The organism is Corynebacterium sp. TAE3-ERU2, assembly GCF_019209955.1.
GTDB classification, from domain to species: domain Bacteria; phylum Actinomycetota; class Actinomycetes; order Mycobacteriales; family Mycobacteriaceae; genus Corynebacterium; species Corynebacterium megadyptis.
The window spans coordinates 59,672-80,960 of sequence record NZ_JAHUTL010000002.1; the positions used below are offsets into that span (position 1 = coordinate 59,672).

20 protein-coding genes are annotated in these 21,289 nt (G+C 63.0%); 6 read left to right on the forward strand and 14 right to left on the reverse strand.

The genetic code is table 11. The annotated features are described in order from the left end of the window. Positions 1-48 precede the first annotated feature (48 nt). On the forward strand, positions 49-1,413 hold the full coding sequence (locus KRX12_RS03230; protein ID WP_218365737.1) for a DUF349 domain-containing protein: 1,365 nt from the start codon (positions 49-51) through the stop codon (positions 1,411-1,413). Between the two features lie 133 nt (positions 1,414-1,546). After that, positions 1,547-2,773, forward strand: coding sequence for a hypothetical protein (locus tag KRX12_RS03235; protein ID WP_218365738.1), 1,227 nt, complete (start codon positions 1,547-1,549; stop codon positions 2,771-2,773). Here KRX12_RS03235 and KRX12_RS03240 read toward each other — a convergent pair. The 5 genes from KRX12_RS03240 to KRX12_RS03260 form a co-directional block, all read right to left on the reverse strand. Continuing rightward, on the reverse strand, positions 2,770-3,459 hold the full coding sequence (locus KRX12_RS03240) for a hypothetical protein (RefSeq protein WP_218363413.1): 690 nt from the start codon (positions 3,457-3,459) through the stop codon (positions 2,770-2,772). The genes KRX12_RS03235 and KRX12_RS03240 overlap by 4 nt on opposite strands. A gap of 141 nt (positions 3,460-3,600) precedes the next feature. Next, positions 3,601-5,130 (reverse strand): tRNA (N6-isopentenyl adenosine(37)-C2)-methylthiotransferase MiaB, encoded by a 1,530-nt coding sequence (miaB, locus tag KRX12_RS03245; RefSeq protein WP_370625528.1) that lies wholly within the window; start codon positions 5,128-5,130, stop codon positions 3,601-3,603. Between the two features lie 145 nt (positions 5,131-5,275). Further along, positions 5,276-5,887: a regulatory protein RecX gene (locus tag KRX12_RS03250; RefSeq protein ID WP_218365739.1), complete on the reverse strand. Its 612-nt coding sequence runs from the start codon at positions 5,885-5,887 to the stop codon at positions 5,276-5,278. Then, positions 5,887-7,020 carry a recombinase RecA gene (gene recA, locus KRX12_RS03255; protein WP_151528588.1) on the reverse strand — a complete coding sequence of 378 codons (1,134 nt, stop codon included), beginning with the start codon at positions 7,018-7,020 and terminating at the stop codon, positions 5,887-5,889. The genes KRX12_RS03250 and recA overlap by 1 nt, the downstream gene beginning before the upstream one ends. A gap of 264 nt (positions 7,021-7,284) precedes the next feature. Next, entirely contained in the window at positions 7,285-7,494 is a 210-nt protein-coding gene (locus KRX12_RS03260; RefSeq protein ID WP_218363417.1) for a DUF3046 domain-containing protein, read from the reverse strand. A 267-nt stretch (positions 7,495-7,761) separates the two neighbouring features. Between KRX12_RS03260 and KRX12_RS03265 the strand changes: the two genes are divergently transcribed. Genes KRX12_RS03265 through KRX12_RS03275 form a run of 3 tightly spaced genes read left to right on the forward strand, consistent with a single transcriptional unit; the run spans position 7,762 to position 9,667 of the window. Continuing rightward, positions 7,762-8,364, forward strand: coding sequence for a biotin transporter BioY (locus KRX12_RS03265; RefSeq protein WP_218363418.1), 603 nt, complete (start codon positions 7,762-7,764; stop codon positions 8,362-8,364). Then, positions 8,365-9,051 (forward strand): energy-coupling factor ABC transporter ATP-binding protein, encoded by a 687-nt coding sequence (locus KRX12_RS03270; protein WP_218365740.1) that lies wholly within the window; start codon positions 8,365-8,367, stop codon positions 9,049-9,051. Between the two features lie 4 nt (positions 9,052-9,055). After that, on the forward strand, positions 9,056-9,667 hold the full coding sequence (locus KRX12_RS03275) for an energy-coupling factor transporter transmembrane protein EcfT (protein ID WP_218365741.1): 612 nt from the start codon (positions 9,056-9,058) through the stop codon (positions 9,665-9,667). Positions 9,668-9,814: 147 nt separating this feature from the next. On the opposite strand, the gene KRX12_RS03280 is transcribed toward KRX12_RS03275, so the two are convergent. The 4 genes from KRX12_RS03280 to pgsA all read right to left on the reverse strand — a co-directional run bounded on the left by KRX12_RS03280 (position 9,815) and on the right by pgsA (position 12,418). Next, positions 9,815-10,648 carry a PspA/IM30 family protein gene (locus KRX12_RS03280; RefSeq protein WP_218363421.1) on the reverse strand — a complete coding sequence of 278 codons (834 nt, stop codon included), beginning with the start codon at positions 10,646-10,648 and terminating at the stop codon, positions 9,815-9,817. 181 nt (positions 10,649-10,829) lie between these two features. Next, entirely contained in the window at positions 10,830-11,189 is a 360-nt protein-coding gene (locus KRX12_RS03285) for a helix-turn-helix domain-containing protein (RefSeq protein ID WP_151528582.1), read from the reverse strand. A 97-nt stretch (positions 11,190-11,286) separates the two neighbouring features. After that, on the reverse strand, positions 11,287-11,787 hold the full coding sequence (locus tag KRX12_RS03290; RefSeq protein ID WP_218365742.1) for a CinA family protein: 501 nt from the start codon (positions 11,785-11,787) through the stop codon (positions 11,287-11,289). 4 nt (positions 11,788-11,791) lie between these two features. Further along, positions 11,792-12,418 carry a CDP-diacylglycerol--glycerol-3-phosphate 3-phosphatidyltransferase gene (pgsA, locus tag KRX12_RS03295; RefSeq protein WP_255549004.1) on the reverse strand — a complete coding sequence of 209 codons (627 nt, stop codon included), beginning with the start codon at positions 12,416-12,418 and terminating at the stop codon, positions 11,792-11,794. On the opposite strand from pgsA, the gene KRX12_RS03300 reads away from it, so the two are divergent. Then, positions 12,417-12,710, forward strand: a complete 294-nt coding sequence (locus tag KRX12_RS03300; protein WP_218365743.1) for a YciI family protein — start codon at positions 12,417-12,419, stop codon at positions 12,708-12,710. The two genes, pgsA and KRX12_RS03300, sit on opposite strands and share 2 nt — an antisense overlap. Here KRX12_RS03300 and KRX12_RS03305 read toward each other — a convergent pair. The 5 genes from KRX12_RS03305 to dapA all read right to left on the reverse strand — a co-directional run bounded on the left by KRX12_RS03305 (position 12,707) and on the right by dapA (position 21,206). Continuing rightward, a complete protein-coding gene (locus KRX12_RS03305; protein WP_255550062.1) occupies positions 12,707-13,813 on the reverse strand; it encodes a TerC family protein in 1,107 nt (368 codons plus the stop codon). The genes KRX12_RS03300 and KRX12_RS03305 overlap by 4 nt on opposite strands. A 213-nt stretch (positions 13,814-14,026) precedes the next feature. After that, positions 14,027-17,326, reverse strand: coding sequence for a DNA translocase FtsK 4TM domain-containing protein (locus KRX12_RS03310; RefSeq protein WP_370625529.1), 3,300 nt, complete (start codon positions 17,324-17,326; stop codon positions 14,027-14,029). A gap of 110 nt (positions 17,327-17,436) precedes the next feature. After that, entirely contained in the window at positions 17,437-18,066 is a 630-nt protein-coding gene (locus tag KRX12_RS03315; protein ID WP_218365744.1) for a TIGR03085 family metal-binding protein, read from the reverse strand. A gap of 75 nt (positions 18,067-18,141) precedes the next feature. Next, positions 18,142-20,298: a ribonuclease J gene (locus KRX12_RS03320; RefSeq protein WP_218365745.1), complete on the reverse strand. Its 2,157-nt coding sequence runs from the start codon at positions 20,296-20,298 to the stop codon at positions 18,142-18,144. A 2-nt stretch (positions 20,299-20,300) separates the two neighbouring features. Further along, positions 20,301-21,206 carry a 4-hydroxy-tetrahydrodipicolinate synthase gene (gene dapA, locus KRX12_RS03325; protein ID WP_151528575.1) on the reverse strand — a complete coding sequence of 302 codons (906 nt, stop codon included), beginning with the start codon at positions 21,204-21,206 and terminating at the stop codon, positions 20,301-20,303. Positions 21,207-21,289 lie beyond the last annotated feature (83 nt).

A 21,289-nucleotide genomic window follows, 5' to 3' on the forward strand; every position in this document is an offset into this window, starting at 1 on the left:
AGCCGTGCCGCGCGGCAGCGTTACAGACTTATAAGGATTCCTCACGCCATGACTACTCCCCCGAGCCCCACACCAGGTCCGCGTCCAGGCCCCCGCCCCGGCGTCACCCCCGGAGCCATGCCGGGAGCCACGCCCGCGCCGCGCCCCAGCGCGGTAGCACGGCCGGCGGCACCGCATGCTGTGCATATCCCGAAGTCGGATCCGTCCCGCTTCGGCCGCATCGACGAGGACGGCACTGTCGTGCTCATCACCAAGGCCGGTGAGCGCGTGATCGGCTCGTGGCAGGCCGGTTCCTCCGAGGCCGGTTTGGCCCACTACGCACAACGCTTCGCCGATCTTGCCACCGAGGTCGAGCTGCTCGAAGCCCGCCTCAAGGCGCATCCGGACGATGCCGCCAATATTCGCACCTCGGCGGCCGCGCTCCGGGAGTCCCTGCCCGAGGCCACCGTGATCGGCGATGTGGACAATCTCGATGATCGCCTCGCGGAGATCATGAACGAGTCCGTGGAGGCCGGTGAGGAAGCCAAACAGCGCAAGGCCGAGCGCCGCGCTCGGGCCATCGCCCGCAAGGAGGAGCTCGCCGCCGAGGCAGAGAGCATCGCCGCGGACTCCACCGAGTGGAAGGCCGCCGGGGATCGCCTGCGCGCCATCTTGGATGAGTGGAAAACCATCCGCGGTATTGATCGCGCCACCGATGATGCGCTGTGGAAGCGCTACTCCAAGGCCCGCGATAGCTTCAACCGCCGCCGCGGCTCGCACTTCGCGGAACTCGACCGCAACCGCGCCGCCGCCCGCCGCACCAAAGAGGCACTGGTGGCCAAGGCTGAGGAACTCAAGGACTCGACCGACTGGAACGCCACCGCTGGGGAGTTCCGCGAGCTGATGAAGCAGTGGAAGGCTGCCGGACGCGCCCCGCGCGAGGTAGATAATGCCCTGTGGGCCTCCTTCAAGGCCGCCCAGGATCACTTCTTCCAGGCCCGCAATGCCCTCAATGAGCAGCGGGACAAGGAGTTCCAAGCCAATGCCGAGGCCAAGGATGCGCTGATCGCGGAATACACCCCGCTGATCACCCCAGAAAAGGACCTCGAGGCCGCCCGCGCCAAGCTGCACGAGCTGCAGGAGAAGTGGGAGGCTATCGGCTACGTGCCGCGGGCGAAGATCCGCGAGTACGACTCCAAGATCAAACAACTCGAGGACAAGGTGGCACGCGCCGCTGATGAGCAGTGGCGTCGCACCGACCCCGAGGTGCAGGCCCGCGCCCAGCAGTTCCTCGACCGCGTGGAAGAGTTCACTAACCAGGCCGCCGAGGCCGAGAAGGCCGGCAAGACCAAGGACGCCGAGAAATACCGCGCCCAAGCCGCCCAATGGCAAGAATGGGCCGATGCCGCCACCCAGGCGGTAGACAACCTCTAGGCCCTCAAGCAGCGCTTCTTAACCCCGCCACCCACGAGACAGCCCACCCGGCTCTCTCGTGGGTGGTGGTCTTTGTGGCGGCAGGTGGCCGCCATGCAGCAGGCATGGGCCCACCGTTTAAGCTGGGTGGACGATGACTGTCTATCATTTCTCCCCCATCACCGCCCTGCCGCGCACCGATGCGATCAATACCAACCTCAAAACCCTCGCGCTGAGCGACGGTTTCCGGGCGCAGATGCTCGCCGGCACCGCTGATCGTTCCCTCTCCGTGGAGCGGCTGTGTTCCTGTCTCATCCCCGCCCCCGATGCGCGCAGCACCATCCTGCTGCTCAGCGCCGATCACGATCTGCAGCTCAGCCCCGCTGCCGCGCTGGATAACAGCGTGGCCCTGCCCACGGCCGCTGCGGGCGCGGCAGAGGCGGACACGGCTACGGCGCACGCCGTGGATGAGGTGGTGGATTTTAGCTATGGCATCATCGTCTCCCTGCCGCTGCTGGAAGACGGCTGCGCCGCCACCGTGGAGCTCATCGCCGATGTGGAGGAACTCGTGCTGCCCGGCGAGGAGATGAGCGAGCAGCAACGCCAGCGCTACTACTACGCACTCGAGCTGGCGCGGGTATTCGCCGCGCGTGCCGAACGCAGTCTGCTCACCACCTGGCTGGAGCAACCGCCCGTGGATACCGGCGATGATCAGGCCTCCACTGAGCTCCCCTATGCGCAGCTATTGCAGCACGCCGGGTTCTCCCCGGTGCTGCACACCGTCCAAGGCTATGTGCCGCTGCCCGTCACCGCGCCCACTGCGGCGAGCTGGGAGCGGCTGCACTCCGCCCTAGCTAAGGACGGCAACGACGCGCCGGTGCGCTTCGAGTACTTCTGCGATGAACTACCCAGCCATATGCGACAGCAGGTCACTGAGCTTTATGCGCTGGCGGATAGCGACGCGCCGCGGCGCGACTTCGTGGGAGAAAACGAGCGCTGGGACCGTGGCCGCTTAGATGCGATCACCCGCCTCGCCCAGGAAAACGGCACCCGCACCCACTTCGGTCTGCTCCTGAGCGGCCACGGCGAGGCGAGCAGCGTGCTGGCCTTAAGCGTGATCGCCCAAGCCACTGGTTCCCGCGAGGATGTGGCCGAGCAGAACGTCACCGTCACGGCGCGCTCGGTCCGCGGCTGTGGGGCGGGGCTGCTGGTGAAGCAGGAACTGCTGCGCACGCTGCATGCGAAAGACCCGCGGCTAGCGCGGGTCTATACCTCTGTGGAGGTGTCTAATAAGCCGATGCTGGCGGTGAATACGGCGTTGGGCTTCCACCCGATTAGTCGGGCCTCGGCCTATCAGCGTCGTCGCGCGCTGAGCGCCTAATCCTCAGCCTCGGTGGTGTCGGTGTTGCGGGGGCGGTGGCGCTCCGAGGCCTTCTTGCGGCGATCATCGACAAAAAGCGGGCTGTCCTCATAGCGGGAGAAGCGCCGCCCCACGCTCGCCTCACGCTGGGCATCGGCCACGGGATCATCCGAGCCGGCTTCGCGGCGGGCATCTTCAATATCGAGCTGTTCTTCGCTGCGGCGGAAGATCAGCCCCGTCATGATCAGCAAGAATGCGATGGCCACGATTCCGCTTAAAGCGGCACCAAACTCGGTGCCCGAGGAGCCCTCGGCGCGCAGCCGGGTCTGCCCCATCCAGATCATGAACATGGCCGCGGTGCCCGTGATGCCGGCGAATACCCAGTTGATGTAGGTCAGCAGCATGCTTCGCGACGCCACCACCGCGAGGTTGACCACCACCATCGACACCAGCCCCAGAATCACAAAGAGGCGTTCAAGCGGGGTGGCTCCAAATTCGAGGGCCTGATCGTTCATCACCAGAATGTCGAAGCCATTGGCTTTGCCGGTGAAGGGAAGGATAAGGGTGATGAGAAACAGCACGAAAACGGCGATCAGGCTGATCCACGTGGAGCCCATGTCCACCTTTTTCGCTGCCTGCTTCTCAAGGCCGGCGAGATCATCGGCCGAGAGTAGCTTCTTCTCGGCGGGGGTGTTCGCTTTATCCACTAGGGGTTCATCTCCACTGTGTAGTCGATTCCATCCACGTGCGCGACCACGTGGTGTGGCCTGCAGATACTAGAACGGAGGGCGCAGCGGGGTTGCCGGTGCGCACTCCCCACATATTGTAGGCGAGACTCGTCTCCAGCCCTAGGACGAGGGGCGGATACCCGGCAGGCCGAGGCCCACCCCCACTGGCTCGGTCGTGGGCCGCTTCCCGATCTCGGACATGTCGCCTGCCTTGGTGCGGCGGTGGCTCAGCACGCCGGCGTCGGCGAGCAGGAAGTGCGGCGCGGAGTCCGTGACGGTCACCGTCACCACATCGCCTGGGCGGATCTGTTCTGCCATATCCTCACCCTGGGCGTCGATGGGGCTAAAGTGCACCAGGCGGCCATCGCGGGCACGGCCCGAGACGCGCTTGGTGGCGCTGTTCTTCCGGCCACCGCCGGCCTGCACCAGCAGCTCTACCTCGCGGCCATGGAAGGCGGCGTTTTCCTCTTCGCTAATGCGCTCCTGCAGTGCCAGCAGCCGCTCATAGCGGTCCTGGACAATCTCCTTGGGGATCTGATTGGCCATCTCCGCAGCGGGAGTACCTGGGCGCGGCGAGTACTGGAAGGTATAGGCACTGGAGAAACGGGATTTCTCTACCACATCGAGAGTGGCTTGGAAGTCCTCCTCGGTTTCACCGGGGAAGCCCACAATGATGTCGGTGGTGATGGCGGCGTGCGGGATCTTCTCCCGCACCTCATCGAGGATGCGCAGGAACTTGCTGGTGCGGTAGCTGCGGCGCATCTTCTTTAACACCTCATCGGAGCCGGACTGCAGCGGCATGTGCAGCTGCGGGCACACCGTGGGGGTCTCGGCCATGGCGTCGATGACGTCGCTGGTGAACTCTGCCGGGTGGGGGCTGGTAAAGCGCAGCCGGTCCAGCCCTTCGATCTCCCCGCAGGCGCGCAGCAGCTTGGAAAAGGCGCTGCGATCGCGCTCGAGATCGGGGTCGACGAAGTTCACGCCATAGGCGTTGACGTTTTGCCCCAAAAGGGTCACCTCGGACACGCCCTGATTCACGAGGGCTTGCACCTCGGACAGGATATCGCCGGGGCGCCGGTCCTGTTCCTTGCCGCGGAGGCTGGGAACGATGCAGAAGGTACAGGTGTTATTGCAGCCCACCGACACGCTCACCCAGCCGGCATAGGCGGATTCGCGCTTCGCCGGCAGTACCGAGGGGAATTGTTCGAGGGCGTCGACGATCTCGACCTCGGCGTGGCGATTGTGGCGGGAGCGCTCCAGGAGTGTGGGCAGCGAGCCAATATTGTGGGTGCCGAACACCACATCCACCCACGGCGCTTTAGACACCACGGTGTCCTTGTCCTTTTGCGCCAAGCAGCCGCCCACGGCAATCTGCATGCCCGGATGCTTATCTTTCACCGAGCGCAGATTACCGAGGGTGCCATAGAGGCGCTGATCGGCATTATCGCGCACGGCACACGTATTAAACACCACGAGATCCGGGGTGGCGCCTTCTTCCGCCGGTACGTATCCGGAGTCTTCGAGCAGACCGGAAAGACGCTCCGAGTCGTGCACGTTCATCTGGCAGCCGAAGGTACGCACCTCATAGCTGCGGGCGGAGTCGGACACAAGGCTGGCTTTTACACTGTGCTGATTATGGGGGTGAGACACGGGTAGTCATTCTAACGATCTGGGTCGAGCCAACATAATGCGCCGATGGAGGGCCGATGGCCTCAAAGACAGACCACTCCAGAAGCACCCCTGCTATAGCGAGTAGATGGACGCCCCCGCAGGCCGGCGCCACAGCCATGAGGCTTTAGTCTTCGAGTTCTGCGATCCGGGCGTCGAGGGCGGCGATGGCAATACCCATGCTCATGTGTTGGGCGAAACCACGACGAGCGAGGGCGCCGACAATGCGGCGCAGGTACTTATTTCTTTCCGCGAAATCGGCGGGCGGCCGCGCAATAGAACGGGCTTTCTTTTCCGCCACGGCCTCGGCCACGCTGCGCTCATCGCTGTCATCGACCTGCTCCAGCGCCTCGGCGCGGGTATCGGCGGTGATTCCCTTATCTCGGAGTTCTCGGTTGAGGACGGCGCGGCTTTTGCCCTTGCGGTGGCGCTGCCGCACCCATTCCGAGGCAAAGAGGGCATCGTCGATGAGGCGTTGGGAGATGAGATCATCGATGACCGCGTCTACGACCTCGGGTGGGTAGTCATAGCCGAGTAGCCGTGTCCGCATCTCGTGTTCCGAGCGCATGCGGTGGTTGAGGAGAACAAGCGCCTTGGCGCGCACGGTCTGCCGTTCTTCTTCCGCGTGCTCGTCGAAGAGCCCGGGATTGCCCTCGCGCTCATAGCGTTCGAGGGCCTCGGCGAGCGCCCGCAGCTTAGCGTTTTTCTCCTCCCAAGACTCGGCGCTGTGCTGTGTCATTACTCTTCAGAGTCGTCTCCCAGATCGACATCATCAAAGTCCACATTGGGCACCATGTCCACCGGATCGTCGGTAAGCGCGTCATCGTCCTCGAGATTGGCGTATTTGCCCACCTTGAGCTTGCGCAGGATCTTATCCTCGATCTCATTGGCCAGCTCGGGGGTGTCCTTCAAATGCAGGCGCACCTTTTCCCGGCCCTGGCCGAGCTGATCGCCATCGTAGGTAAACCACGAACCGGACTTCTTCACGATGCCATTTTCCACGGCGAGGTCAATGATCGAGCCCTCGCGGGAGATACCTTCGCCGTAGATGATGTCGAACTCCGCCACCTTGAACGGCGGCGAGACCTTGTTCTTTACCACCTTCAGCTTGGTGCGGTTACCCACCGCATCCTGGCCGTCCTTCAGGGTCTGGATACGGCGCACATCGCAGCGCACCGAGGAGTAGAACTTCAAGGCCTTACCACCGGTGGTGGTTTCCGGCGAGCCGAACATCACGCCAATCTTCTCGCGCAGCTGGTTAATGAAGATCGCCGTGGTGCCCGCGCTGTAGAGAGCGCCGGTGAGCTTACGCAGTGCCTGGCTCATCAATCGCGCCTGCAGGCCCACGTGGCTATCGCCCATATCGCCTTCGATCTCGGCCTTCGGGGTCAGCGCGGCCACCGAGTCCACCACAATGATGTCGATAGCACCGGAACGCACCAGCATATCGGCGATCTCGAGGGCCTGTTCGCCGGTATCGGGCTGGGATACCAGCAGCTGGTCGGTATCCACGCCCAGTTTGCGGGCATAGTCCGGATCAAGGGCGTGCTCGGCGTCAATAAAGGCGGCGATACCGCCAGCGCGCTGCGCCTCGGCTACCGCGTGCAGCGCCACGGTGGTCTTACCGGAGGACTCCGGACCGTAGATCTCTACAATGCGCCCACGCGGGAAGCCGCCAATACCCAGCGCAATATCGATAGCGGTATTGCCCGAAGAGATCGCGCTAATCGGCGGGCGATTCTCATCACCCAGGCGCATAATTGAGCCCTTGCCAAAGTCCTTCTCAATCAGCGCCATGGCCGATTCGAGGGCCTTGGCCTTATCATTCGACGCACCCTTGGGGGTCTTCGACTTGGTCTTGCGTGCTGCCATTGTTGTCTTGTCTCCTGCTATCGCTTGGTTTTTTCATCGATGCGCCGTCTGGCGCCACGCTACCGGAGGGGTCGAGCCACCGATATCTTCTATAGACGTCTCCGGCTCCTGCAGCGGTTCCGCCACGCGAGTCTCCTCTGGTGGCACACTGGGCGGCGCGCTCGAGGATCACCCTAGCGCCCGCGTGCGACACTATCGAACAGATTACGGGCACACATGTTCTAATGCAACTTTCGTTATCCCAGTACAGCCCTTCTCGCCGCGCTAGTCATCCACACCCAATTGCCGTTCGGCTGGGACATCAAAATCCGCACACAGATGCCACCAGATATCACGCAGATCAGTGCCCTCTCCCTCCATGAGCTCGGCGGCAGTCTGCCCCCAGCGGCTGAGCACATGGGAACGCACGATCCACTGACCGTACTGCTGCCCGAACTCGTCTGTGACGAGCTTCAGGAATTGTGTTTCGCGCATAGCGCCCATCGTAACCCGCTCGACATTCTCGCCTACAGCGCCCCATCCAGTCCCGCGCGTTGTCGCGCCCCAGGACGGCGTCGATAAGCGCGAGGAAGTTCTTCGACCCCCATGTTCATAGGCGCTGTCAACGACTACAGTAAGACACACGTTTTGTTTCTTCTCAGGGGACACTCAGTCGCTGCCGCCTGCTGAGGGTGGCTGCGGTGTGCCGTGTCCGCTGAGATCCGCCCCCTATTGTGATTATGTTTTAAGGATTTCCCACTTATGGCCGCCTCTCCCTCCCGCTCTACAGTGCGCGATATCTCCTATATCGCGGTATTCACCGCGTTGATCATCGTCTTCGCGTTCGTCACTATTCCCGGCGCCGCCGGCGTGCCCATCGTGCTGCAGAACGCGATCGTGGTGCTCGCGGGCCTCGTATTGGGTGGTCGTCGCGGTTTCTACACTGCGGGGCTGTTCCTGCTCATCGGCATGCTGGGACTGCCGGTGCTGGCGGGCGGCCGTTCCACCCTCGCGGCGTTGGCGGGGCCGACGATCGGCTATCTCTTTGGCTATCTCTGCAGCGCGTTCATCGCTGGTGTTATCGCCTATAAGGCGCGGCCGCGCAATAAGAGCAACCTGGTGATCGCGGTGAGCTTCGGTGCCTTCGTGGGTCTGCTCGCCCAGTACCTGCTCGGCGCCATCGGTCTGTGGCTGCGCGGCGATATGGCCTTCGGTGAAGCCATCGTCATCCACGGCACCTTCCTGCCCTTGGACGCGCTGAAGTTCGCGGCCGCTGCCGCCATCGCCGTCGGCGTGCACTCCGCGTTCCCCGACATCATGGCCGAGGAGAAGCGCCGCCGCGAGCCCTCCCACACCACGATCTAGATGCCGCGCATCGTCTTTTCCTCCGCCAGCATCAGCTTTGATGGCGAGCGGGTGCTCGATCCGATCTCGGTGGAGCTGAAGGAGCAGCGCATCGGCATCATCGGCGCCAATGGCGGCGGCAAATCCAGCTTCATCCGGCTGATCAACGGCCTCGGCGAGCCCACCAGCGGGTCGGTGAGTGTCGACGGGCTCGAGGTCGCCACACACGGCAAGAAGGTACGGCGCAAAGTCGGCTTTGTCTTCACCGACGCCGAAAATCAGATCGTGATGCCCCGCGTGGAAGACGATATTCTCTTTTCTCTCAAGCGCCTCAAGCTCAGCTCGACCGAGCGTGATGCCCGCGTCGAGGAGGTTATGAAGCGTTTCGGGCTGAGCGACTATCGGGAGCACTCCCCGCATACGCTCTCCGGCGGGCAGAAGCAGCTGCTGGCTTTGGCTGCGGTGCTGGTGATGCGCCCGGAGGTGCTCATCGCCGATGAACCGACTACCCTCTTGGATCTGCGCAATCGCGAGCAGCTGCGCCACATTTTCGCCGAGCTGAGCCAGCAGGTCATCGTGGTCACCCACGATCTTGGCTTCATCCGGGACTTCGACCGCGTGCTGTGGATCGATAACCACACCATCCGCGAAGATGGCCCGCCGGCGGAGGTTATTGCCCACTATGAGCGCGCCATGATCGAGGGCTAAGCCCATGCGTTCGGTCCCGCTCAGCATCTACGTTCCCGGCCACACCCCCATGCACCGGCTGCCGGCGGCCGTGAAGTTCTTAGGCCTCATCGTCTTCGTTATCGCCGCCGCGGTGTGGGTCTCCTCCCCTGCCCGCGCCGTTATCGCCCTCGCGCTGGTCGCCGCCGGCTATCTGCTTGCCCGCATCCCCGCGCGCATCGCGTGGAATCAATTATGGCCCACACTGCCGCTCTTGCTACTTCTCGGCGGCTTCCAGTGGTGGCAGAACACGCTTATCGACGCCATCACGCTGGTTCTCCTGCTCTTCGCCTCCATCGCAGCCGCGGTGCTGCTCACCCTCACCACGACCATTGCCGAGATGATGCACTCGCTGGAGTCGATGCTCGCCCCCACCGCCCGCTGGGGTGTGCCAGTAGAGACCATTAGCTTGGCCATCTCGCTGACCATCCGGCTGATCCCGCTGCAGCTCAACGCAGTGAACGAGGTATTGGATGCCAGGAAGGCGCGCGGGGTTGATTTCTCCCTCACCGCGCTTGGCACCCCTGTGGTTATTCGTTCTATTCGCCGCGCCCGGGCCATCGCCGATGCCCTCTGGGCGCGCGGGGTAGGCGATTAATTCCTTCCGTAGACACACAAACGCTGGCCCGCACACATTCCGGTGTGTGGACCAGCGTTAATGCTTGGGGTTTAGCAACCCCCGTATGCCTTGTGCGCGCCCTGTGCGCGCCTCTCGCTGCCGCGAGGGCGGGCACGGGACGAGGAGTTATTCGCCGCGGATTTCTCGCATACGCTGCTGGATGGCGTCGTTGCTCACCGAGTTCGAGGAGGGGCGAGGCGACTCGATGGACTGCTGGGGAGAACCGGACTCGATGGCGTCGCCACGCATATCGGAGCGGATCTGCTCCAGCCGGGAGTGGCCTGCCATCTGTACACCGGCTGCTTCGACCTCGGCCATGCGGCCTTGGACGCTATTTTCTGCCAGCTCGGCGCGGCCCAATGCATTGGAGTAGCGGCGCTCGATCTTCTCGCGCACCTGATCCAGATTCGGGGTGTTGCCGCCAGCAGCCACGGAGTTCATGGACTCCAAGGACTCGGTGACCTTCTCCTGCATCTTGGCCTGCTCGAGCTGCGAGAGCAGCTTGGTGCGCTCGGCGACCTTCTGCTGCAGCACCATGGAGTTACGCTCCACGGCCTTCTTGGCCTGGGTGGCCTGCTGCAGAGCTTGATCGTGCAGCTTCTTGGTGTCCTCCACAGACTGCTCAGCGGTGACCAGCTGGGCGGCGAAAGCCTCGGCGGCGTTCTCGTACTCCGAGGCCTTAGCCTCATTGCCCTCGGCGCGGGCCTGATCGGCCAGCTTCAGCGCCTGGCGGGTATTGCCCTGGAGCTTCTCGATCTCGGAGAGACGACGGTTGAGCTGCATCTCCAACTGGCGCTGGTTGCCGATCACGTTGGCAGCCTGCTGCGAGAGCTCCTGGTGCTGACGCTGGGCTTCCTCAATGGCCTGCTGAATCTGAATCTTCGGATCCGCGTTCTCCTCGATCTTCGAGTCGAACAGCGCCATCAAGTACTTCCATGCCTTAGTAAAGGGATTAGCCATAACGCTTTCTCGTCAGCCTTTCTTGCCACAATGTGTATTCCTGCGCTGATTGTACGTCAGCAGGTATCGATCTGGCGCGCGCTCACAGCACTACGCACCACAGCGTCCATCGGTGTCGCACCTAGCTGGTATCGCTGAGCCTATCTGGCTCGGCGATAACTCTAGGCGCAGGGGGACGGTCTTACACTTTCGCCAAGTCCGCCTGCGCAGACTCCACTGCCATTGAGCCAGCGGCCTCGATGAGCACATCCGCGACACGGGTATCGAGTGCATAACAGACCGCAGCCAGCAGCTCGGAGGAGACCTCCTTGCGGCCTCGCTCCAATTCGGAGAGATAGCCTGGGGAGACACTGGAGGCCTCGGCGAGCTCGCGGAGGGTAATGCCCTTATCGGCGCGGAAGGACCGCAAGGCTGCCCCAAGAGCCTCGCGCAATAGCGGCTCCTCGGGACGCGAGGATGCCATGGTCTCCGCGTCTGCCGAGTCGGGGCGCACCCGAGGGGCGCCGAGCGGCTGATCTAAAAGAGCTGTGTAAGTTGCCATCACTTCTTCTAACGTCTCGTGGACACCTTTTGTTCCCCGCGCCATCATCGGCGCGGCACGCGGTGGTGGTTGTGCACCCACTGTAGTTGCTTCTCGTTCACCCCAGCGGCATAGCGTCGATATGCTCGCGGCCGAGGTCGATTGCCTCGGCCACCGCCTGCGCGCGAATCCCCTGCCTGCTATGGCAGCGCGGCGGCGACATCCGGCGCACCCGCACGGTGTGCTCGCCGCTGGCTACGGCCATCCATACTTCCCCGACGGAATGCCCATCTTGGCGTTCCGGGCCTGCCACGCCGGTGAGGGCGATGGCGATATCTGCCCCGCAGGCTGTGCGCGCTCCGCGTGCCATCGCGGCGGCACATTCCGGGGATATAGGGCCGAATAGGTCCAACAGCTGTGGGTCCACACCGGCGAGTTCGCTTTTCAGCTCAGTGGCATAGGTGACCAAGCCACCGCGAAGAACCGCAGAGGCGCCGCTGATATTGGCGAGCGTGCCGGCGAGCATCCCGGCACTCAAAGATTCACAGCAGGCCAGACTCAACCCGCGCCTCCGCAGCGCGTCGAGCAGCTCTGCGGCTGCGGCGTCGAGAGAGTCCACGCTCTTAATTGGCCTTGCGGCCGTCGATAATGTACTGCACACCTGTGACTACAGTCACCACCACGGCGGCCAGCATCACGACGAAGCTGGGGATATCCATCCACCCAGGCAGCGGCAGCAAATAGAGCCCCACGGCAATGGTTTGTAGCGCGGTCTTGAGCTTGCCGCCCTTGGAGGCCGGAACCACCCTGCCGCGTCGCAGCTGCACCATGCGCCAGAAGGTAATGCCCAGCTCACGCACCACGATGAGGATCGTGACCCACCACGGCAGCATGTCAATGAGATTGAGGCACACCAAGGAGGTGATCATCAGCGCCTTATCGGCGATGGGATCGGCGATCTTGCCGAATTCCGTGATCAGCCCACGTTTACGTGCGATGTCCCCATCGAGCTTATCGGTGAACATCAACAGGGCGAACATGATGAATGCGGCCCATTGCCAGCCATTATTCTGGCCTTGACTCGTCAGCACCAGCCACGCGAAGGCGGGCACGAAAATGATGCGCAGCGATGTCAATACATTCGGCAGATTGAAATTCGAGGGTCGCTGCACGGAGTTAGCTGCTGGGGTGCTGTTGCTCGGGTCCTTCACGCCTTCAACCCTACCTTGCGACCTATAATTTGAAACCATGAAGGTTTTCGCAGTGGAATACTCCTACTCCCCCAGCTCCGAGAAGATCGCCGAGATTCGGCCCGTACACCGCGAGTTTCTCGGCGATCTCAAGCAGCAGGGAAAGCTCATCGGCTCCGGCCCCTACACCGACGGCGAGGGTGGCGCGCTCATTCTCATCGCGCTCGAGGATGAGGCGCGTATCGACGATGCCCGCGCGCTCATGGACCGCGACCCCTTCTACACGGGCGGCGCACTGGAGTCCCGTTCCTTTAAAACATGGAACCCCGTGCTCAACGTCTTCGATATCTAGCGTGAGCTAGTCTCGCCGCCCTGCTCGGGCGCGGCCTCTACGCGGGCACGGCGCTGCGCGGCATCGCCGGTGGCGCTGTCCTCGTGCTTGCCCAAGAGCTTGTCTGTGGAGATAGCCACCGCGCCCTGGGCCTCATCGCGCTTGCCCTTGATCCAGGACGCAACAATGGTCAGCACCAACACGCCCACGATGAAGGCCAAAGACACCCAGGTGCCGATCTCGGGCACGTGCACATCCTCGCCGCCATTGATGAAGGGCAGGTTGTTTTCGTGCAAGGCGTGCAGGATGAGCTTCACGGCGATGAACGCCAAGATGATGCCCAGACCATAGGCCAGGTAGACCAAGCGATCGAGCAGGCCATCGAGCAGGAAGTACATTTGCCGCAGGCCCATCAAGGCCAAGGCATTGGCGGTGAAGACGATATAGGCCTCGTTGGTCAGCCCGTAGATGGCGGGGATGGAATCGAAGGCGAACATCACGTCGATAAAGCCGATCGCCACCAGCGCCATCGCCATCGGGGTAAAGAAACGCTTGCCGTTGACGCGGGCGGTCATCTTATCGCCGTTGTAGTCGTCCGTCATCGGAATGAAGCGGCGGGTGAAGCGGATAATCGCCATGTCCGCAGGATCGGTCGGTGGTGCATCCTTCGCCTCTTCCCACACGGTTTTGATCGCCGTGTAGAGCAAGAAAATACCGAAGAGGTAGAAGATATCCGACCAGGCATTAATGGCGGCCGCGCCCAGGAGAATGAATACGGTGCGGAAGACCAACGCCATGGCGATACCGAAGAGCAGCACTTTTTGTTGGTACTTGCGGGGAACATTGAAGGTGCCGATGATCAGCGCGAACACGAAGAGATTGTCCACGCTCAATGCTTTTTCGGTGACGTAGCCGGAGAGGAACTCCAGGCCGCGTTGGTGATCCCAGAACAGCCACACAAAACCGCCAAAAAGCATGGCGAGCACCACGTAGAAGGCGGTCCAAAAGCCGGCTTCTTTCAAGCTCGGCTCGTGCGGGGTTTTGACGTGGGTAAAGAAGTCGAATGCGATGAACGCAATGACAATCACGGCCGTGAGCACCCACACCCACAAAGGCACATGCATAGTGATTATCCTCCGGTGCGATAAGTAGTTACGTACCGGAGGTCTCCCCCACCGCGTAGTGGGCTGGTGGGACCGGGGCTGCTGCACGCCATCGCAGTGCAGCGGCGGCCGTGCTGACGATCACCACCATTTCAGGGGTACTCCCCTCCATGACGAACCCCACTATATACCAAAAACCCGCACACATTGATCTCCATGTGTGCGGGTGAGGTCCTAGAATACTCCGCCGGTGGGATTCGCCTCCACGGTCTTCACCTCGGGGCCGTCCTCCTCCTTCGGGGCTTCGGCGGGATCGGCGCCCTTGATCATCCACAGGATGGTGTCCAGCTCATCGGGCTTGACCAATACCTCGCGGGCCTTCGAGCCCTCGGAGGGGCCGACCACGCCGCGGGTTTCCATGAGGTCCATGAGCCGGCCGGCCTTGGCGAAGCCGATGCGCAGCTTGCGTTGCAGCATAGAGGTCGAGCCCACCTGGGCGGTGACCACCAGCTCCACGGCCTCGAGCAGATCCTCGAGATCGTTGCCGATATCCGGGTCGATATCCTTGCTGGCTTCCGCCGACTTATCGTCGGTGACGCCCTCGGTGTACTCCGGTTCGGCCTGGGCCTTGGCGGCCTCCACCACTGCCTGGACTTCCTCGTCGGTGACATAGGCGCCCTGGATGCGCTGCGGCTTGCCGGCGCCTTGGGGAATGAACAGGCCATCGCCCATACCGATGAGCTTCTCCGCACCGCCCTGATCCAGGATCACGCGCGAGTCAGTGAGCGAGGAGGTAGCGAAGGCCAGACGAGAGGGCACGTTCGTCTTGATCAGACCAGTGACCACATCCACCGAGGGACGCTGGGTGGCCAGCACCAAGTGAATGCCTGCGGCACGCGCTTTTTGCGTGATGCGCACGATACATTCCTCGATCTCCTTCGGCGCGGTCATCATCAGATCCGCGAGCTCGTCCACCACGCACACGATGTAGGGATAAGGCTCGATCACCCGCTCCGAACCCAGCGGCGCCTGGTACTCGCCGCTTTTGACCTTGCGGTTGAAGTCCTTGATATGGCGCACACGTGCCGACTTCATGTCTTGGTAGCGCTGTTCCATCTCATCCACCAGCCACTGCAGAGCGGCCGCCGCCTTCTTGGGCTGGGTGATGATCGGGGTGATCAGGTGGGGAATCCCCTCGTAGGGGGTGAGCTCCACCATCTTCGGATCCACCAGGATCAGGCGCACATCCTCCGGCCGGGCGCGGGTGAGCAGCGACACCAGCAACGAGTTGACGAAGGCGGACTTACCGGAGCCGGTAGAACCCGCCACCAACAGGTGCGGCATCTTCTGCACCGAGTGGGAGACAAAATCGCCCTCGATGTTCTTGCCCAAGCCGATAACCATCGGATCGGGATTGTCGTGGGTTTCTGGGCAGCTCAGCACATCGGCCAAGTGCACCATCTCGCGATCGGAGTTGGGCACCTCGATACCCACGGCGGACTTGCCGGGAATCGGGGTGAGCAGACGCACGTTATCGGTGGCCGCCGCGTAGGCCAGGTTGGACTGCAGGTTGGTCACCTTTGAGACCTTCACGCCTGGGCCCAGTTCCACCTCATAGCGGGTGACTGTGGGGCCGCGGGAGAAGCCCGTCACTTGAGCGTCCACCTTGAACTCATTGAAGACCTCGGTGATCGCCTCAATCATGCGGTCATTGGCCGCCGAGCGGGTCTTCGGCGCGCTACCTGCCACCAGTAGATCGGTGGAGGGCAGCTCATAGTCGCTGTCATTATTCGCCACCGGCGCCGGCTCGCGCGCCGGCTCCTGCCGCTTATTCAGCTCGCTGCGCGGTGTGGACGCCGGAATCGCCGCGGGGTCCACCGTCGAGGCCTCAGCCGCATCCGACTCGGGCGCGTCCGACTCGGGTGCAGCAGGCATTGAGGCAGCAGGTGTCGGCGCGGCAGGCTGCGGGGTCGCTGGACGCGGGCGAGACGCGGCGGTGCGAGCTGCGGCAGAGCGCCGCACCGCATCATGGGAGCGCTGTACGGCATCGTCGCTGCGCTCGGCTGCTGCGTAGTCCTCGTCCGCATAGTCATCCTCTGCCAGCTCGGGCTCTTCTGCCGGCAGCGGAGAGTCTGTGTCGATGGCCGCGAAGGAGCTGGTGGTGTGCGGATCACTCGGGGTGTAATCACGCGGCAGCACCGCGGTCGGCTCCGCCTCGCCCGCGGAATACTCGGGCTGCGGGGCCTGCTCGGTGTCCTCGGCGGCGGCAGTGTAGCGGGGGCGCGGGCTGGCGCTCGGGCGCGGGGCAGGCTGCTGCGGGCTGGCGGGCACACGGCGCGGAATCTCCGCGCTGTCTCGCTCGCGCTCGCGGCGGGGGCGATACAGCGAGGAGTCCTCCACCAAGGGGCTCTGTGCGGAAGGCTCGTCGAACTCGGATTCTGCAGCGGCGTCGATATCGAAGTCCTCCGATTCTCCGCGGCCGAGCTGTTCGCGGATCCACATGGAGCAGATATCCACGAATTCCCGCACGCTGATATCGGTGACGCGCAAGGCGCCGTAGATGATGACGAGCGTCAGAATCGGCACGGCCACATAGGAAGTAAAGCCTAGAGCCAGGACTCCGCCGAAAAGGGTGCCGATAATGCCACCGGAATCGGCGCGCCCCGCAGTAGTGGTGGGCTGGCCAGAGAAGATATGGATCTGCCCCAACATGCCCGCCACGATCAAGGCGGTGCCCACCAGCACACGCAGCCGATGGGTGGCCCTTGGGAAGGTGCCCATCATCACCACCACAGCTAGGGCGATCAGTGCGATCGGCAAGAGGTGCGCGCCGGCGCCGATAAGCCATTGGCTCGAGCCGGCGATGACACGGCCAACGGGGCCCGCCACGTTAAACCACATGCTGGCGGCGATCACCGCAGCCACGCCGATCAGGCTGAGGCCAATGCCATCGGAGTGACGCTCAATAAAGTCAGGGCCACCGGCGGTGTCTTTCGCCTCGGGTGCCTCCTCCGTATCCGGTTCGGAGGCGGTGGGCTCGGAGCCATAGGAGGAACGCGCGGGCCGCGGGCTCGCCGCATAACCGCTGGAGTCTGTTTCGTTGAGCGGGTAGGCCTCATGCGGGGTACGCGCCCGCCGCATCACGGTGGTCTCCGCCTCCGCTCCTTCGCCGGTATCGGCCTGCTCCGCCGCCTTCGCGGCTTTGGCGGCCTTACGCTGCTGGGAGCGCTCAGCCATACGAGCCTTGCTCTGGGCCAGCTTCGCGCCCATGCCGCGGGTGGCGTTCGCGGTAGCGCTGGCCATGGCGGATACCCCCTGCCCCACGGCCACCAGCGCACTGCCGGTGCGCTCGCCGGAGCTTTCCGCGGCGCGGTAGGCGGGGTGGGTGGAGGTCGTGACCACAGAGGTGGATCGGGTAGAACTGGCCGAGCGTGAAGAACGCCCAGTGCTCGAACTACGGCCTGGGCGCGAGGTGGAGCTAGAGGGGCGCTTCTTCTTCCTCCGGGAAGATCCGGTTTGGCTCGTGACAGTCATGCGTTTCAGTCTATCCCCTCGCACCCCTGTAGTCACAGCAGCAACACGGGCGTGGGGCCCGATCCGTGAAAAGAACTGTCACCCGCACCACCCCACTGGCGGCACCGGTGTTAGAGGCTTTTCTTCTTCACACCGGATTCATCACCAAGGATGCGCACATCTACCGGCTCGCGGCCGAAGAGCCACAGCACGATCTCGCCGATATCGCCAATCACGGTCACTACCTGATCCTCGGCGGAGGCGACCTTGCGCTTATCCCCCACCACGAAGCGCGAAAGCTCACTGGTGGTGGGAACACAGGCCACGGCCGAGCCCTTGGAGGAGACCATGGTGCGACCTAAGGTTTTGGCCACCTTGTAGAGCTCGTTTTCCTCGGCGGGACTCAGTTCCCGCTTGGTCCATCCTTCTTGGGCGCGGCGAACATCCTCGTGGTGTACGAAGTTCTCGGCGGTATTCATCACCGAGTCAAAGGGCTTGAGTAAGGTGGGCGGGCCGGCGGCCCACTCCTCCACGATCGTCTCATAGCCCTTATCTGCTAAAAGCTGCTCCACGGCGTCGTCGTGGGCGTCTGCTAATTGCGGGATCACAATGCCGCCGGCGGCGCGCACATTGGTCTCGCGGGCAAGCAGGTGCGCGGCTAAGTATTGGGTGTCCCACCCGGAGCAGAGAGTAGGAGCGGTGGGGCCGAGCTCTGTAAACAGCGCGGCGAGTTTCTGGCGTTCTGATTGAGAAAAAGACATACGCCCCATCCTAACCAGTTTCAGCTGGCTAGGACTGGGGCGTATCGCGTGCTCGCGCCTGAGCGCGGCTACTTTTTAGAGCGAGGGACGAGCGGCCTTGATGTCGTCGTCGTCAAGCGCATCGTCCTTCGAACGCATGGGGATGACGGTCGGCACGATCATCGGCTGGCGGCGCCACTTCTTCTCCACGAAGCGGGAGACGGTACGGCGCAGCTTCTGCACCATGCGGTAGGGGTCGCCTTCGCCTTCGCCGGCGAGATCGGTCATGGTGTTTTCCACCATCTCGGTGACCTCGCGCATCATGTCCTTGGACTCCTCGGAGAAGCCCTTGGCCTGGACGCGCGGCGTTTCCAGCAGCTGCCCGGATCGGTTGTCGATCACGGCGGTGATGGAGATCAGGCCGCCCTCGCCGAGGGAGGTACGATCGGCCAGCACCTCAGCGTCCACGTCACCCATGGTGACGCCATCGACGTAGAGATTGCCCACCGGGATCTGGCCCACAACCTTGGCGCGGCCCTGGTCCAAGTCCACGACCACACCGTTTTGGGCGAGCACGACGCGGTCGCGCGCCACACCGGTGGAGATGGCCAGTTCCTTATTGGCACGCAGGTGGCGCCACTCGCCGTGCACCGGCATGGCGTTCTTCGGACGGGCGGCGTTGTAGAGGAAGAGCAGCTCGCCGGAGTAGCCGTGACCGGAGGTGTGCACCTTGGCGTCGTGGCCGGTGATCACGGTGGCGCCGATCTGGGCCAGCATGTTGATCACGCCGAAGACTGCTTCCTCATTGCCGGGCACCAGCGAGGAGGAGAGGATGATGAGATCGCCATCGCGGACGGTGATCTGGCGGTGCTCGCGGCGGGCCATGCGCGACAGCGCAGCCATGGGCTCGCCCTGGGTGCCGGTGGTGATGAGCACAACCTTGTGCGGTGCCATACGGGAGGCATCGTCCATGGAGACGATGGTGCCCTTCGGCGCCTTGAGGTAGCCGAGCTTCTCGGCGATCTCCATGTTGCGGATCATGGAGCGACCATTGAAGGCCACCTTGCGGCCCGCGGCCACGGCCGCGTCCACGGCAGACTGCACGCGATAGACATTGGACGCGAAGGACGCGATGATAACGCGCTGCTTCGCCTCGGTCACCAGGCGCTTCAGCGTCGGCGCAATATCTGCTTCCGAACCGGAGACACCGGGGGTGGTGGCATTGGTGGAATCACAGAGGAACAGGTCCACGCCCTCGTCGCCGAAGCGAGAGATCGCGGGAAGATCGGTGGGACGACCATCCGTCGGGGTTTGATCCAGCTTGATATCGCCGGTGTGCAGCACCAGGCCGGCACCGGTCTTCAGTGCCACGCCCAGGCAGTCCGGGATGGAGTGGTTGACCGCGAAGAAGCGAAGATCGAAGGGGCCGCGCTTTTCGTGGGAGTCCTCGTTGATGATCGTCAGCTTCGGACGCTGGCGGTGCTCCTGGCACTTGGCGGAGATCAGCGCAGCGGTGAACTTAGAGGCCAAGATCTCCAGATCGGGCTTGAGCTTGAGCAGCCACGGAATCGCGCCGATGTGGTCTTCGTGGCCATGGGTGACCACGAGGACATCGAGGCGATCGAGGCGGGACTCGAGATACTCAAAGTCAGGGAGGATCAGATCCACGCCCGGCTCTCCCGAGGAGGGGAAGAGCACGCCGCAGTCGATGAGCAGCAGACGGTTGTGGTATTCGAAGACGGTCATATTGCGACCGATCTCGGAAATACCGCCGAGGGCGATGATGCGCAGCCCATCCTTCGGCTGCTTGGGCGGCTCCGGCAACGGCTGAGTGAGGTCGGCGCCCTGCATGGTGTGCACCACGGAGCGGCCGCCACGGTCGTTTCCGCGACCGCCGCGACGGTTATTATTGCCGCGGGAACCATTGCGGGAACCGCGCTTATTCGAGCCGTTGTTCTTGGAGTTCTTGCCTCCATTCCCGCCGTTAGAGTTGTTATTGTCCCGGTTATCGCCGCTCGCGGACTTCTTCGAGGAAGAACCGCCGGACTTGCCGCCAGTGGACTGTTTGCCGCCCTGGGAGTTCGATTTCTTCGAACCCTTCGAGTCGGACTGGGAGGACCCAGAGTTATCGGATTGGGAAGACCCAGAGTTGTCGGACTGGGAGGGGTTGGCTTCACCCGGGGCTTGGAATTCGACCTCGGGTGGTCCCGCCTTACGCGTCACCTTACGAGAGCGATTACGGGGTTCATTCATATTTATAAGACTCCAGCTTGTTCTAGATTATTTCGGAGCTCGGTCATGTCGTCGTCATTCGCGGGTATTTGCGGCAGACGCGGAGCTCCCACGTTAATTCCTTGCAGCTGTAATGCTGCCTTAGCCATGGAGACGCCACCCAATCGGCCTTGAGCGGCGACAAGGGGCGCGAGCGTTGCGTTGATCTCGCGGGCGCGTACAAGATCGCCTTCATCGAAGGCGGTGTACAAGTCACGGAGCTGTTGCGGTGCAACGTGCCCGATCACGGAGATAAAACCGCTGGCTCCAAGGGAGAGCCACGGAAGGTTGAGGGGATCATCGCCCGAGTACCATGCCAGACCGGTTTCGGCGATCAGAGTGGTAGCCCCAACGAGGTCGCCCTTGGCGTCCTTGACAGCCTGAACCTTCTCGTGCTCGGCTAGACGCCTCATAGTATCAGACTCCACAGGAATCGCAGACCGACCGGGGATGTCATAGATGCACACCGGCGCGTCGGTGCTATCGGCGATCGCGCGGAAATGCTGGTACACACCCTCTTGGCAGGGCTTCGAATAATACGGCGTGACCAGCAGAAGTGCGTCCGCGCCGGCATCCCGAGAGGCGCGCGCCAGCTCCTGCGAGGCGGCCGTGTTATTGGTGGAGGCCCCGGCCACAATGGCGATATCGTCGCCCACCTCGGCGCGGATTTCTTTAATAAAGGTGATTTTTTCTGCCTGCGTCGTGGTGGGCGATTCGCCGGTGGTCCCACCTAGGATGAGCGCATCCACGCCCCGAGACGTCAGATGAGCCGCGAGCTTTCGTCCGGTAGCCACGTCGAGGCGATTGTCCTCATCGAAGGGGGTGATCATCGCTACGCCCACGGTACCGAAGATATCGGTTCCGTTTTTCTCGGCAAATCCAGTGTTCATGCTGTATCTAGCTACTCTCTGTGTGTCGGGATCGTGTCTGCTTCCGCGGCGGAGAAAGGGAGTATATCGCCTGCCCCAAGCGT